The organism is Parasphingopyxis lamellibrachiae (assembly GCF_003385775.1).
GTDB classification, from domain to species: Bacteria; Pseudomonadota; Alphaproteobacteria; order Sphingomonadales; family Sphingomonadaceae; genus Parasphingopyxis; species Parasphingopyxis lamellibrachiae.
Window position 1 is genome coordinate 191,279 of the sequence record NZ_QRDP01000004.1, and the last position, 12,848, is coordinate 204,126.

14 protein-coding genes are annotated in these 12,848 nt (G+C 60.2%); 11 read left to right on the forward strand and 3 right to left on the reverse strand.

The features are described 5' to 3' along the window. Positions 1-36: 36 nt before the first annotated feature. From DFR46_RS01015 to DFR46_RS01030, 4 genes are read left to right on the forward strand one after another with little or no spacing between them, the layout of a single operon-like run. Positions 37-1,245, forward strand: coding sequence for a trans-sulfuration enzyme family protein (locus DFR46_RS01015; RefSeq protein WP_116234768.1), 1,209 nt, complete (start codon positions 37-39; stop codon positions 1,243-1,245). Beyond that, on the forward strand, positions 1,242-1,640 hold the full coding sequence (gene apaG / locus DFR46_RS01020; protein WP_116234769.1) for a Co2+/Mg2+ efflux protein ApaG: 399 nt from the start codon (positions 1,242-1,244) through the stop codon (positions 1,638-1,640). Before DFR46_RS01015 ends, apaG begins: the two co-directional genes overlap by 4 nt. Beyond that, on the forward strand, positions 1,637-2,392 hold the full coding sequence (locus DFR46_RS01025; protein ID WP_116234770.1) for a LysR family transcriptional regulator: 756 nt from the start codon (positions 1,637-1,639) through the stop codon (positions 2,390-2,392). Before apaG ends, DFR46_RS01025 begins: the two co-directional genes overlap by 4 nt. Beyond that, entirely contained in the window at positions 2,392-2,922 is a 531-nt protein-coding gene (locus DFR46_RS01030) for a GNAT family N-acetyltransferase (RefSeq protein WP_116234771.1), read from the forward strand. The genes DFR46_RS01025 and DFR46_RS01030 overlap by 1 nt, the downstream gene beginning before the upstream one ends. 42 nt (positions 2,923-2,964) lie before the next feature. Here DFR46_RS01030 and parE read toward each other — a convergent pair whose 3' ends face one another. Genes parE through DFR46_RS01045 form a run of 3 tightly spaced genes read right to left on the reverse strand, consistent with a single transcriptional unit; the run spans position 2,965 to position 6,688 of the window. Next, the gene (gene parE, locus DFR46_RS01035) at positions 2,965-4,947 is read right to left on the reverse strand and encodes a DNA topoisomerase IV subunit B (protein WP_116234772.1); all 1,983 of its coding nucleotides are present in this window, start codon (positions 4,945-4,947) and stop codon (positions 2,965-2,967) included. A gap of 32 nt (positions 4,948-4,979) precedes the next feature. After that, positions 4,980-5,999 (reverse strand): phytanoyl-CoA dioxygenase family protein, encoded by a 1,020-nt coding sequence (locus DFR46_RS01040; protein WP_116234773.1) that lies wholly within the window; start codon positions 5,997-5,999, stop codon positions 4,980-4,982. Positions 6,000-6,031: 32 nt separating this feature from the next. After that, positions 6,032-6,688, reverse strand: coding sequence for a GcrA family cell cycle regulator (locus DFR46_RS01045; protein WP_116234774.1), 657 nt, complete (start codon positions 6,686-6,688; stop codon positions 6,032-6,034). A 71-nt stretch (positions 6,689-6,759) separates the two neighbouring features. Between DFR46_RS01045 and DFR46_RS01050 the strand changes: the two genes are divergently transcribed. The 7 genes from DFR46_RS01050 (at position 6,760) to queE (ending at position 12,845) form a co-directional block, all read left to right on the forward strand. After that, the gene (locus DFR46_RS01050; RefSeq protein ID WP_116237069.1) at positions 6,760-7,614 is read left to right on the forward strand and encodes an ABC transporter permease; all 855 of its coding nucleotides are present in this window, start codon (positions 6,760-6,762) and stop codon (positions 7,612-7,614) included. 221 nt (positions 7,615-7,835) lie between these two features. Next, on the forward strand, positions 7,836-9,020 hold the full coding sequence (locus DFR46_RS01055; protein WP_116234775.1) for an aspartate aminotransferase family protein: 1,185 nt from the start codon (positions 7,836-7,838) through the stop codon (positions 9,018-9,020). Beyond that, positions 9,017-9,946: an ornithine carbamoyltransferase gene (gene argF / locus DFR46_RS01060; RefSeq protein ID WP_116234776.1), complete on the forward strand. Its 930-nt coding sequence runs from the start codon at positions 9,017-9,019 to the stop codon at positions 9,944-9,946. Before DFR46_RS01055 ends, argF begins: the two co-directional genes overlap by 4 nt. After that, complete coding sequence (gene hslO / locus DFR46_RS01065; protein ID WP_116234777.1) at positions 9,943-10,839, forward strand: Hsp33 family molecular chaperone HslO; 897 nt, start codon at positions 9,943-9,945, stop codon at positions 10,837-10,839. The genes argF and hslO overlap by 4 nt, the downstream gene beginning before the upstream one ends. Positions 10,840-10,932: 93 nt before the next feature. Beyond that, positions 10,933-11,337: a hypothetical protein gene (locus DFR46_RS01070; RefSeq protein WP_147297590.1), complete on the forward strand. Its 405-nt coding sequence runs from the start codon at positions 10,933-10,935 to the stop codon at positions 11,335-11,337. A gap of 186 nt (positions 11,338-11,523) precedes the next feature. Then, positions 11,524-12,216, forward strand: a complete 693-nt coding sequence (gene queC / locus DFR46_RS01075) for a 7-cyano-7-deazaguanine synthase QueC (protein ID WP_116234779.1) — start codon at positions 11,524-11,526, stop codon at positions 12,214-12,216. Next, positions 12,213-12,845, forward strand: a complete 633-nt coding sequence (gene queE, locus DFR46_RS01080; protein WP_116234780.1) for a 7-carboxy-7-deazaguanine synthase — start codon at positions 12,213-12,215, stop codon at positions 12,843-12,845. The genes queC and queE overlap by 4 nt, the downstream gene beginning before the upstream one ends. Positions 12,846-12,848: the final 3 nt, after the last annotated feature.

Below are 12,848 nucleotides of genomic sequence, written 5' to 3' on the forward strand. Positions count from 1 at the left end.
TGACGCGGTGCACCATCGCTTGGCAAAGCAGGGTGCATGAAACGCAGTACCGGCCAGGACCCTTCTGCCACCGCCAGGTGGCGCCCCGCGACGCGAGCCGTGCGCGGCGGCACGGCGCGTTCGGAATGGGGGGAAACGTCCGAGGCGCTCTTCCTCACTTCGGGCTATGCTTATGATTGCGCGGCGGATGCGGCAGACCGTTTCTCGGGTGATCAATCCGGCATGACCTATAGCCGCCTGCAAAACCCGACGGTCGAAATGCTGGAACAGCGCATCGCACTGATGGAAGGCGCCGAAGCGGCCCGGTGCACGGCGAGCGGGATGGCGGCGATGACCGCCGCCTTGTTGTGCCAGCTCGAGGCGGGCGACCATATCGTTGCGGGTCGGGCGGCCTTCGGATCATGCCGCTGGCTGACCGACACGCTGCTCCCCAAATTTGGTATCGAGACGACCATTGTCGATGCACGTGATCCTGAGCTGTGGGAAGCGGCAATCAAGCCGAATACCAAGGCTTTCTTCTTCGAAACGCCTGCGAATCCCACGATGGATATCGTTGATCTGAAAGCGGTTTGCGGGATTGCTCGGGAGCATGACATCGTCTCGGTCGTCGACAATGCTTTCGCCAGTCCGGCGCTCCAGAGGCCGATGGAGTTCGGCGCGGATGTGGTCGCCTATAGCGCGACCAAAATGATGGACGGGCAGGGCAGGGTTCTTGCCGGTGCGATCTGCGGAACCGAAGAATTCATTCTCGAAACCCTTTTGCCGTTCACACGAAACACCGGGCCGACGCTTTCGGCGTTCAACGCCTGGGTCGTGCTCAAGGGGCTGGAGACGCTCGATCTGCGGATACGCCGACAGAGCGATCATGCGATGGCTGTCGGTAGGTTTCTCGAATCGCGCGTCTCGCGGGTTCTTCATCCTGGCCTTGTCAGCCACCCTCAACACAATCTGGCGATGAGTCAGATGGATGCCTGCGGGCCAATCTTCTCCTTCTATGTCGATGGCGGGCGCACCCAGGCCCATGGCCTGCTGGACGCGCTTGAGCTTATCGATATTTCGAACAATATCGGCGATTCGCGCAGCCTGATGACGCATCCTGCATCCACCACGCATAGCGGGCTCGACGAAAGCGTACGGGCCGAAATGGGGATCGAGGAGGATATGCTCAGAATCAATGTCGGTCTGGAAGACCCGCAGGATCTGATCGACGATATCGATCAGGCGTTACAGGCGGTCGGGCTGTGAACGCGTTCTTTCCCCATGCTGCGCACACCGAAGATGTGATTGTTCGCGTTTCGGTCAGCTTCCTTCCGGAACAATCCGAGCTGGCCAAGGGGCGCTGGTTCTGGGCCTACCATATTCGCGTGGAGAATTGCGGCGACGCACCGGTCCAGCTTTTGAGTCGTCACTGGTTCATTACCGATGGCCATGGGGATCGCCAGGAGGTTGCGGGCGAGGGCGTGATTGGAGAGCAGCCTATGATCGTTCCCGGCGCGTCCTTCGACTATGTATCGGGCTGTCCACTGACCACGCCGACCGGGGAAATGGAGGGCAGCTATACCATGATGCGGGCAGATGGCTCGCATTTCGAAGTCGCTATCCCCTGTTTCCCACTGGTAGGACCGGCTGTCACAGAATGAAAAGAACACTTCTTCCCTTAAATGGCCTGCGGGTCTTCGACGCTGCTGCGCGCCATTTGTCCTTCACGCGCGCAGCCGATGAGTTGGCCGTGACGCCGGCGGCTGTCGGCCAGCAGATCCGCGCGCTTGAGGATACGCTGGGCGTCGTCTTGTTCCGCCGTACGCCCAAGGGGCTTGAACTCACGCCGGAAGGGGAGCGCGGGCTTGATGCGCTGCGTGCGGGATTCCTGCAGTTCGAAGATAGCGTCCGTGCAATGCGGCAGGGCCAGTCTTCGAACCGGTTGACCATATCGGCACCGCGCGATTTCAGCCGCTACTGGTTGCTTCCCCGACTGGCTGAGTATGGCAAGACCGATCCCGATCTGCGCTTTCAGCTGATCGCCAGTGACGAACCGCTCGATTTTACCGAGGCCAATCTCGACCTGGCGATCCGGCTGGCGGATGGACCGGCCGACCATATGGGCGTCAAACTTGGCGAGTCGGAGGCGGTGTGGGTCGGTGAAGGCGAAACCATCTGCTGGGAAGGCGGGAGGGCGGACGAGATCCGGTTGATCGTGGCCGATGCCGGGCTGGCGCTTGAAGCTGCAATGTCGGGGATTGGCAAGGCGCGTGTCCCGCGATTGCTGGCGGAGGCCGCGGGTGCTGAAATCGGCACGAGCGAAGAGGCGCAGCGGACTTATTGGTTGATGGCGCCGCTTCCTCAATGGCGACAGAAAAAGGTGCGTGATCTGGTGGCCGCGCTTACCGCTTGATGGCTGAATTGCCGGTACTGAAAACAGAGCGTCTCGTCTTGCGGCCCCTGAGGATCGAAGATGCAGAAGCAATGCACCACTTCTTTTCCGACGAGAAAGCGATGACCTGGTGGTCGAGCGGTCCGCATGAAACGCTGGAAGAAACGCGCGCTTATGTGCGCGTGAATGCCACCGATACCAAATATCTGACATGGGTGATTACGGAGAATTGCGGTGACGCGCTGGGCTGGGTCTGCCTGATTCCAGGGCGCGAAGGCGTGGCCGAGATCGGCTACAATTTACGTCGAACCCACTGGCGCAAGGGCTATGTCGGGGAGGCGGTCTCACGCGTAATCGACCATTGCTTCGGCGAGAGGGGCCTGCACCGGCTCACGGCCGATACCGATCCCGACAATATGGGGTCGAACGCGTTGTTGGAGAAACTCGGATTCCAGCGGGAAGGCTATTTGCGTGAGGAATGGACGACGCATTTGGGCCTGCGCGACAGCATAATCTGGGGTTTGCTCAAACGCGAATGGAAGCCGTCATGACGGGCAGTGTCATTCTCCCGCCTGCGCGGAATGACGGGAGGCCTATGCGTCGATGGCCTCTTCATCCAGCGCCGAAGCATTTTCCTGGATGAAGGCAAAGCGATGCTCGGGGTGCTTACCCATAAGTCGGTCGACAAGGTCTTTCACACCGGCTTGCTGCTCATATTCGCGTGGTAGCGTCACGCGCAGAAGGGAGCGGGTTTCCGGGTCCATCGTGGTCTCGCGCAATTGCTTTGGATTCATCTCGCCAAGCCCCTTGAACCGCGCCACTTCGACTTTCTTGCCCTTGAAAACAGTCGCTTCGATTTCGGCGCGTTCGGCGTCGTCCTGCGCGTAATGGCTCGTGCCGCCGGCGGTCAGGCGGTAAAGAGGCGGGCGGGCAAGGAAGACATTGCCGTTCTTCACGATCGGCCCCATCTCCTGGAAGAAGAACGTCATGAGAAGCGTGGCGATATGGGCACCGTCGACATCGGCATCGGTCATGATGATGATGCGTTCGTAGCGCAGTTGCTCGGGGTCGCAATTTTCGCGGATACCGCATCCCAAGGCCAGGCTGATATCGGCAATCTCCTGGTTGGCGAGTATCTTAGCGGCAGTTGCCGACGCCACATTGAGGATCTTGCCGCGGATCGGCAGGATTGCCTGTTTTTTCCGGTTGCGGGCCTGTTTGGCTGATCCTCCGGCACTGTCTCCTTCCACGATAAACAACTCTGTACTTTCGGGCCCGGCCTCCGAGCAATCCGTCAATTTTCCGGGGAGGCGCAGTTTGCGCGCACTGGTCGCCGTCTTGCGCTTGACCTCTTTCTCAGCCTTGCGCGCCAGCCGTTCGTCCATCCGCTCCATGGTATAGGTCAGCAGCGCCTTGCCGCGGTCCATATTGGCGGTGCAGAAATGGTCGAAATGGTCGCGCACGGCATTTTCGACCAGCTTGGCCGCTTCGGGGCTCGTCAGGCGATCTTTGGTCTGGCTCTGGAATTGCGGATCCTTGAGGAAGACGGAAAGCATCAGCTCGCTCCCCGCCATCACATCCTCGGCAGTAATACCCGAGGCCTTCTTGTTGCCGACCAGTTCGCCAAAAGCCCGTATTCCTTTTACGAGTGCGCCGCGCAGACCCGCTTCATGGGTGCCGCCGTCGCGTGTCGGGATTGTGTTGCAATAATAGCTGTAGGCGCCGTCCGAATAGAGCGGCCAGGCAACCGCCCATTCCACCGATCCCTGCCCGTCCGGGAAATCCTGCTTGCCGGAGAAAAAATCGGTTGTTGCGCATGGGCGTTCGCCGACTTCTTCCGCGAGATGATCGGCGAGGCCGCCGGGGAACTGAAACACCGCCTCTGCCGGAGTGTCGTCCTTGATCAGACTTTCATCGCATTTCCAGCGGATTTCGACGCCAGCGAACAGATAGGCCTTGGAGCGTGCAAGCTGATACAGCCGGGCGGGCTTGAACCGGGCCTTCTCGCCGAAAATCTCGGTGTCCGGGATGAAGCTGATCGTCGTACCGCGACGATTGGGCGTATCGCCGACCTTGTCGAGCTTGGAGGTTGCGTGACCTTTCGAGAATCCCTGACGGAAGACTTCCTTGTTGCGGGCGACTTCGACGGTCGTTTCCGAGGACAGCGCATTGACGACGCTTACGCCGACGCCGTGTAGCCCGCCGGAGGTTGCATAGGCCTTGTCGGAGAACTTCCCGCCCGAATGGAGCGTTGTCATGATGACTTCTAGGGCCGATTTGCCCGGAAATTTGGGATGCGGGTCGATCGGGATGCCCCGGCCGTTATCGCTGATCGTCAGCCGGTTTCCGGGTTCCAGTGCAACTTCGATGCGGCTTGCAAAGCCGGCCACGGCCTCGTCCATTGCATTGTCGAGCACCTCGGCGGCCAGATGGTGGAGTGCGCGTTCGTCGGTGCCGCCGATATACATGCCCGGCCGACGCCGGACAGGCTCAAGCCCCTCGAGCACCTCGATAGAAGAAGCGTCATAGCCATCGGATGAGCCGCCGCCCGAATTGCCTGCGAAGAGATCGGTCATGGGATTGATATAAGAATCGCGGAGTCGCTGCGCTAGCGTTCGGTTGGCGACTTATCCCCAACATCGCGCCATGGCTGGCCGACAAAGCGTTTCCAGCGATCGCGAAAGCCCCACAGATAGCCGACACGGCGTTCGGCGATGCCGGGCAGGCTGAGGGGATCGAGCCCGGTCCAGGGAAGATAGGGGTTGCGTCTACCATAGGCCCATATCTCGACGCGGGTGGACGGCCGGACGGACGGGCCGCGTGCGTGAAAGCCGAATGTGTCGCCAACGACCAGCGTGTTTGCAGGAACGGCGAAGGCGCGTGGCTCCGGCAGGCCGAGCCCGGGCAGTTCGTCGCGCGAAACGCGGAACGAGCCTCGCGAAGACAGTCGGTCGACGCCCTCCGGCGCCTTGATACTCATCTCCCTCTCCCAAGCGAGCCTTTCGGGAGTCAGCCTGTGCGAGCCGGGGACATAGCAGAAAGGCCCTTCATCCTCGGCGACATCGGTCAGGAACAGCCATGCCTTGACCGTCGGGTGGAATGTGTCGGCATGAAGATGGGTTTGCGGATCCGGGGCGGCAGTGCGCACATGAGACAGGATCGACTGGATATAGGTGAGCGGTTCCTGATCGAAGCTCCCGGCGTAGCGGATCAGGCCGCGCCAGTCGGGGTTTTGGAGCAGGGCCCGGGCTTCCGGAATCTCCCTTAGAAGCTCTGGCCCGATGGCAAACCGCCGGGTGATCGTGTCGCCCTGTACCATATCGCGCGCAGGTCCCCGATGGGCGAGAACGGCGTCGCGCAGACGGGCAAACTGATCGGCGGGCAGAAAATCGCGCTTGGCCACAAAGCCGTCGCGGTCGAAGGCTTCGCGATCGGCTGGGTCGATCAGCCTGGCCAATCGTTCGCGCCGCTTCCACGCCAGGGCATGCGCCCGCTTTACCCGCGCTGCGTGCAGTCCGCGCGTGTTCAGCCGGTGCGAACCGATGATGGGATTCTTGCTGAAATTCTTCGCGCCCGTGGCGAGTTGCGCAAGCCATAGCGGAGACAGGAGTAAGCGTGCCGGGTTCATGCCGGCTTCTTAGCCTGAAATTTCCGAGAGTGTTAGCGAACCCGCGGGCCACCAAAGGGCAGGGGCGGGGGCGGGCGGCGATCCTTGCGCGGGAGCTGTGCCTGATAGGCGCGGCCGCAATGTTCAACGCAATAGGGAAAACCGGGATTCACGGCTTCGCCGCAAAAATGGAAATCCGATTCGCCGGGATGCCCCATCGGCCATTTGCAAACCCGCTCGGTTAGATCGAGCAGGCCGGTCTTGTCTTCATATTCCGGATCGAGCTTTTCCGGGACCAGACGGCGCGGTGGGGCTGGTGGAAGGGGCTGCTGGTCAGCCGGGGATTGGCGGGTAAACCCGCCGGGACCGATCGAACGATATTGCGGGCCGGACGGCGGCGCGGGCTGTTTGGCAGCTGCCGGGTCAGCTGCCTTGGGAGGGGCAGGTGGGGCGGCGGGCGCCGGAGCCACGCGCGGCTTGGGCGCTGCCTTCGCCTTGGGCGCGGCTTTCGCTTTGGCTGCCGGTTTCTTCTTGGCCTTGCCGTCCTTGGCTTTCACCGGGGACGGACGCGATTTCAGCCCGAGGCGGTGGGCCTTGCCGATTACCGCGTTGCGGCTCACGCCGCCAAGGCTTTCCGCGATCTGGCTGGCGGTCATGCCTTTTTCCCACATCGCCTTCAGGTCGTCGATGCGTTCGTCGGTCCAGGCCATTATATTTCCTTCTTCATTCTAAACCCCATTTGGCTTGCGAGGTTGCGCTGCAGCCGATAGTCGCCTTGGCGATGTCAGACCAGCCAAATTCGCACACGCCAAAAGTCAACGCGCAGGAAACCCGAACACTGCCCGAAATGGGCGTACCCGCTATACCCTTCGTCAACTGGGTTGGATTGCGAACACTCTACATTAAGGAGGTTCGCCGTTTCTTCAAGGTGCAACTGCAAACCATATGGGCTCCGGCGATTACGACATTGCTGTTTCTGGTGATCTTCACCGTGGCGCTGGGGCGAGGTGGCAGGGAGGTTCTCGGCGTCCCGTTCAACGATTTCCTTGCGCCCGGCCTGATTGCCATGGGCATGATCCAGAACGCTTTCGCCAATGCCAGCTTCTCGCTTCTTGTCGGCAAGATTCAGGGCACGATCGTCGATTATCTGATGCCGCCGCTTTCAAGTCTGGAAGTTCTGGTCGCGCTGGTGGGCGGAGCGATGACCCGGGCTGTATGTGTCGGCACGGCGGTTTGGGGGGCAATGTGGCTGTGGGGCATAGATGTGTCGCCTGATCATTTCTGGCCGATTGCCTATTTCGGACTGATGGGAGCGGCCATGCTGGGCCTGTTCGGCGTGCTGACATCAATCTGGGCTGAGAAATTCGATCACGCTGCTGCGGTGACCAACTTCGTTGTGGCACCTCTGGCGCTGCTTTCCGGGACTTTTTACACGATCGAACGACTGGATCCGATCTTTCAGGCGATCAGCGCATTCAATCCGTTTTTCTACATCATTTCGGGGTTCCGCTATGGCTTTATCGGGGCCACGGATTCCAATCTGCTAACCGGCGTGCTCGTCGTGTTGGGGATTAACGCGTTCCTCTGCGCCCTGTGCTACCGGCTGCTTGTACACGGCTGGAAGATCAAGAGCTGATTGCTCGGCTCCCATTGCACCGCTGCATTGGCAGGGCAAAGCCGTAGGGGTTTTCAAGGCATTGCGCGCACCATTCCTTTTCGGAAGATGCGGCGCATTGAGGCGAGGAAAGCCGTCGCGAAAGGCATTTGACGCGCTCCGGTGCGGCCCGGTATACAGGGCGTTGTGTGGCGGCCAATGGGGCCGCCTTTTGCTTTTGAGAGCGTCGACTGGAGCCCCTGATGACAATAACGCCGCTAATGCCCGTTTATCCTCGCAGCCCGGTTCGGCCTGTACGCGGCGACGGCGCCTATCTGTATGGCGAAGAGGGCGAGCGTTACCTCGATTTCGCGAGTGGCATTGCGGTCAATCTGCTTGGGCATAACCATCCGCACTTGACCAAGGCTATTCAGGATCAGGCGGCTACGCTGATGCATGTCTCGAACATGTACGGATCGCCGCAGGGTGAACATCTCGCCCAGCGCATCATCGACAACAGTTTTGCGGACACCGTTTTCTTCACCAATTCAGGAGCCGAAGCGGTGGAATGCGCGATCAAGACGGCGCGCCGCTACCACCACGCGAAAGGTGCGCCGGATCGCAAAAAGCTGATCACTTTTTCCTCCGCCTTTCATGGCCGGACCATGGCGACGATCAGCGCTGCCGGATCCGAGAAGATGACAGACGGATTCGAGCCGGTTTTGCCGGGCTTCGAGACAGTCGAGTTTGACAATCTGGACGCAGCGGAAGCCGCGATCGACAATGCAACGGCCGGTTTTCTTGTCGAGCCCGTGCAGGGCGAAGGCGGTATCCGCCCCGCAAGCCAGGAATTCATGCAAGGCCTGCGCGAACTGTGCGACGCCAATGGGCTGATGCTGGTGCTCGACGAAGTGCAGTGCGGTTATGGCCGTACGGGCAGCTATTTCGCCTATGAGCAATATGGCATCGAGCCCGACATTCTGGCTTCGGCCAAAGGCATAGGCGGGGGGTTCCCGCTTGGTGCCTGTCTGGCGACGGAAGAGGCCGCATCGGGTATGGTGATTGGCACGCATGGCTCGACCTATGGCGGCGGGCCGCTGGCCATGGCTGCGGGCGAAGCTGTTTTGGACGTGATCCTTGAGGACGGCTTTTTCGATCACGTCAAAGCCATGGGAGACCGGCTCCGCCAAGCGCTGGAGCAGATGTTGCCCAATCACGATCACCTGTTTGAAGGCGTGCGCGGGCGGGGCCTGATGCTTGGCATCAAGATGAAGGTCGATAGCAAGCCTTTCGTCCCCTATTTGCGCAGCAAGGGCCTGTTGATGGTTGCCGCGGCCGACAATGTCGTGCGCGTACTGCCGCCGCTCAACATCGAAGAAAGCCATATCAAGGAATTCATCGAACTGCTTTCCTCGGCTGCCCGGGATTATGAGGTTCCGGAAGCATGACGCGGCATTTTCTCGATCTCGCCGATCTTGATGGAGACACGCTGGCCACGATCCTCGACGATGCGTTGACCGCAAAGGAAGCGCGTACGGGCAAGCCCAAAGGCGCTGCAGATGCTCATCCGTCTCTGTCCGGTCATACGCTGGCGATGATCTTTGAGAAGAATTCGACGCGCACCCGCACATCGTTCGACATGGCGATCCGCCAGCTCGGCGGGTCCTCGATGGTACTTGAGTCGGGAACGATGCAGCTTGGTCGAGGCGAGACCGTTGCCGATACGGCAAGGGTGCTTTCGCGCTATGTCGACGCGATCATGATCCGAACCGACGATCATGCAAAACTGGTTGAGATGGCGGAATATGCCAGTGTCCCGGTGATCAACGGGCTGACCGACCGCTCGCATCCATGCCAGATCATGGCCGACATGCTGACTGTGCTGGAGCGGCTTAACCGGTTGGCAGGCACGAAATGGGCCTGGCTCGGAGATGGGAACAATGTGCTCACATCGATCATCGAAGCGGGAAGCCTGCTCAAATTCGATGTCGCGATAGCCTGCCCGGAAAGCCTGCTGCCCCCGTCCGATATCGTTACCGCGGCGCGCGAGCGCGGCGGTACGGTGGATATTACGCTGGATCCTGCAACCGCCGTCGAACATGCCGACGTGGTCGTTACGGACACATGGATATCGATGGGACAACAGGGCGGCGATGCGAAACTTGCCGCGCTCGAACCATTTCAGGTGACCGAGCAGCTGATGGCGCGCGCAAAGGACGACGCGGTATTCCTGCATTGCTTGCCCGCCCATCGCGGCGAGGAAGTGACCAGTGCGGTGATCGACGGCCCGCAGTCCGCAATCTGGGACGAAGCCGAGAATCGCCTTCATGCTCAAAAGGCCATCCTGCGCTGGTGCTTCGGCCAGATCGGATGACCGAAACTTCTATGGACAGTTCGCTCGGTTTTTCGATCCCGGGCCGCAACGCGCGTGGCCGCATCGTGCGCGTTGGCCCTGTGCTGAATGAGATTCTGGAGGCGCATGCCTATCCCGATTCGCTAGCGAAACTGCTGGGTGAAGCGCTCATTCTGTCCGCCTTGTTCGGCTCGACGCTGAAGGAAGCGGGAGGGCAGTTGACGATCCAGGCGCAGACGCAAAATGGTGTCGTTGAACTGCTTGTCGTGGATTACCGGGGTGGCGAGCTACGCGGCTATCTGCGTTACGATGCAGATCGCTTCGCCGAAGCCCCGGCCGATCCATCTCTGTTTGCTCTGTTCGGGCAGGGCTATCTGGCGATCACCTTCGATCAGGCGCTGACCGGCGAACGCTATCAAGGCATCGTACCACTTGAAGGCGCTTCGCTTGCGGAGGCGGCCGAACATTATTTCGTTCAGTCCGAGCAGATTCCAAGCTTGCTCCGTATAGCCGTCAACAAGGATCCGGCCGGCAACTGGATCGCCGGTGGAATGCTTCTTCAGCATCTGGCGGAAGGCGAAGAGGGCCGGGAGCGGCTGCATGTGCGGCTCGACCATCCCGAATGGGAGCATGTACGAACGCTGGGCGAAACGGTGACGGGTGAAGAGCTGACCAATCGGGCGCTGAACCTTGAGGCGGTAATTTGGCGACTATTTCATGACGAGGGTGAAGTTCGCGTTGTTCCGGGGACGCCGTTGACCAAGGGATGCCGGTGCGACCCGGCCCATATCCGACAGGTTATCGGCCAGTTCAGCGCCGACGAACATGCCGAAATGGCTGATGCTGATGGTATTATTCGCGTGAATTGCGAGTTTTGCACCAAGAGTTTTTCTATGGAAGTCTCTGAACTTTAAAAGAAAACCGAACGTTTCAGCACTGGTTCACCTTGTTCGGGCCATATAATAGCCAAGATAGCCGGCCAATATTGCCAGCTATTAGGAGTAGTCATGCGCAAATTTGCCCGGATAAAGCCAATGATGATGGGAGCGTCGGCCATAGTCTTGCTCGCCGCGCCCGGTGCGGCACAGGCACCCGCTGCGCTTACCGGCTTGCAAACCGGTATCTGGGAATTGCGCCATGTCGGACGCTCTCCGCGATCCCCCGAACATATCTGTGTGCGTAATACGACGCGCCTGTTGCAGATCCACCATGCCGGCATCGCCTGTCAGCGCCGTGTGTTGAGCGATAGTCAGCGGTCCGTAAGCATACGGTACGAATGTCCGGGCGCGGGTTGGGGACAGACGACACTTAGTGTTGAAACGCCGCGTCTCGCTCGGATAGATACCCAGGGAATCGAGAGCGGCAGGCCATTTCACAATGTTTATGAAGCCCGCCGCACGGGCGACTGCTGAGAAACTGTCTTTTCGGCCGTTAATCGGCTGTTTACCATCTTTGGTTATCAGTATGGCCGTGTCTTTCGTTGGACATAACTTCCTCCCTAGCGGGCCTTATGGCCCTGACCTGGCCGTCCTTCGGGGCGGTCTTTTATTTCCGGCAAAGCTTGCACCGGCCCGCTTGCGGGCATAGCTGCATCGCCGATGGCTCATGACACTTCCAAATTTGCGGTGCTGCTGCTTTCCGGCGGCCTCGACTCGATGGTAACGGGCGGCCTGGCGCGTGAAGCCGGTTACCGGCTGTTTGCGCTGACCATAGATTATAACCAGCGCCACCGCATCGAGTTGGAAGCAGCGGCGAATGTCGCGGCCGCACTCGAGGTCGAGCGTCACATCGTCATGCCGCTCGACCTGTCGAAGTTCGGAGGATCGGCGCTGACGGCCGATATCGATGTTCCGAAAACCGGTGTGGGCGATGATATTCCCGTAACCTATGTTCCTGCGCGCAACACAATCTTCTTGTCGCTTTGCCTTGGCTGGGCGGAAGCCGCCGATGCGCGGGATATCTTCATTGGCGTGAATGCCCTCGATTATTCGGGGTACCCCGATTGTCGCCCCGATTTCATCGCGAGTTTCGAAGCCATGGCGAATCTCGCAACAAAGGCCGGTGTGGAAGGCGACGGCTTTACGGTACACACGCCGCTGCTTGACATGAGCAAGGCCGATATTGCGGCCGAGGCCGTGCGGCTAGGCCTTGATGCCGGGATAAGCTGGTCCTGTTATGATCCGACGCCCGATCACAAACATTGCGGATTGTGCGACAGTTGTCGCTTGCGGTCCAAGGGATTTGCCGAGGCTGGTCTGACCGATCCCACCATTTACGCCACTGCGCCATGAGCTATGCCGTCAAGGAGATGTTCCTGACCCTACAGGGGGAAGGCGTGCAGGCCGGGCGTCGCGCAGTCTTTCTGCGGTTCGCCGGATGCAATCTGTGGACCGGGCGGGAAGCCGATCGCGCGAAGGCCGTCTGCCAATTCTGCGACACGGATTTTGTCGGTACGGACGGTGAAAATGGCGCGCGCTATGCCGATGCAGAAGCGGTCGCGGCTAAGGCGGGCGCATTGTGGGGCGCGGATCGCGAGCATGCCTATATCGTTTGCACCGGCGGCGAACCGCTGCTGCAGCTTGATGGGGCGCTGATCGATGCACTCCATGATGCGGGGTTCGAAATTGCGGTTGAGAGCAACGGCACGATCGCCGCGCCCGACGGCATCGACTGGCTGTGCGTGAGCCCCAAGGCGGGCAGCGAAATCATTCAGCGGTCCGGCGACGAGCTGAAACTGGTATGGCCGCAGACGGACATTGACCCGGACGAGCTTGTCGGGTGGGATTTCCCCAACTTCCTGATCCAGCCGATGGATTGCGAAGACGGGGAAGCCGCGCTGCAGGCGGCGATGGCTTATGTTCGCGCGCATCCGCGGTGGCGGCTGACGCTGCAAAATCACAAAATGCTCGGAATTCCCTGAGCC

What these genes read in the sequence shown, in the direction of transcription:
- DFR46_RS01050 (WP_116237069.1), top strand. Translation starts at nt 6,760, where the DNA reads ATGTCAGACCAGCCAAATTCGCACACGCCAAAAGTCAACGCGCAGGAA.
- argF (WP_116234776.1), top strand. Translation starts at nt 9,017, where the DNA reads ATGACGCGGCATTTTCTCGATCTCGCCGATCTTGATGGAGACACGCTG.
- DFR46_RS01030 (WP_116234771.1), top strand. Translation starts at nt 2,392, where the DNA reads ATGGCTGAATTGCCGGTACTGAAAACAGAGCGTCTCGTCTTGCGGCCC.
- DFR46_RS01025 (WP_116234770.1), top strand. Translation starts at nt 1,637, where the DNA reads ATGAAAAGAACACTTCTTCCCTTAAATGGCCTGCGGGTCTTCGACGCT.
- DFR46_RS01015 (WP_116234768.1), top strand. Translation starts at nt 37, where the DNA reads ATGAAACGCAGTACCGGCCAGGACCCTTCTGCCACCGCCAGGTGGCGC.
- DFR46_RS01070 (WP_147297590.1), top strand. Translation starts at nt 10,933, where the DNA reads ATGCGCAAATTTGCCCGGATAAAGCCAATGATGATGGGAGCGTCGGCC.
- parE (WP_116234772.1), bottom strand. Translation starts at nt 4,947, where the DNA reads ATGACCGATCTCTTCGCAGGCAATTCGGGCGGCGGCTCATCCGATGGC.
- hslO (WP_116234777.1), top strand. Translation starts at nt 9,943, where the DNA reads ATGACCGAAACTTCTATGGACAGTTCGCTCGGTTTTTCGATCCCGGGC.
- DFR46_RS01045 (WP_116234774.1), bottom strand. Translation starts at nt 6,688, where the DNA reads ATGGCCTGGACCGACGAACGCATCGACGACCTGAAGGCGATGTGGGAA.
- DFR46_RS01040 (WP_116234773.1), bottom strand. Translation starts at nt 5,999, where the DNA reads ATGAACCCGGCACGCTTACTCCTGTCTCCGCTATGGCTTGCGCAACTC.
- queC (WP_116234779.1), top strand. Translation starts at nt 11,524, where the DNA reads ATGGCTCATGACACTTCCAAATTTGCGGTGCTGCTGCTTTCCGGCGGC.
- queE (WP_116234780.1), top strand. Translation starts at nt 12,213, where the DNA reads ATGAGCTATGCCGTCAAGGAGATGTTCCTGACCCTACAGGGGGAAGGC.
- DFR46_RS01055 (WP_116234775.1), top strand. Translation starts at nt 7,836, where the DNA reads ATGACAATAACGCCGCTAATGCCCGTTTATCCTCGCAGCCCGGTTCGG.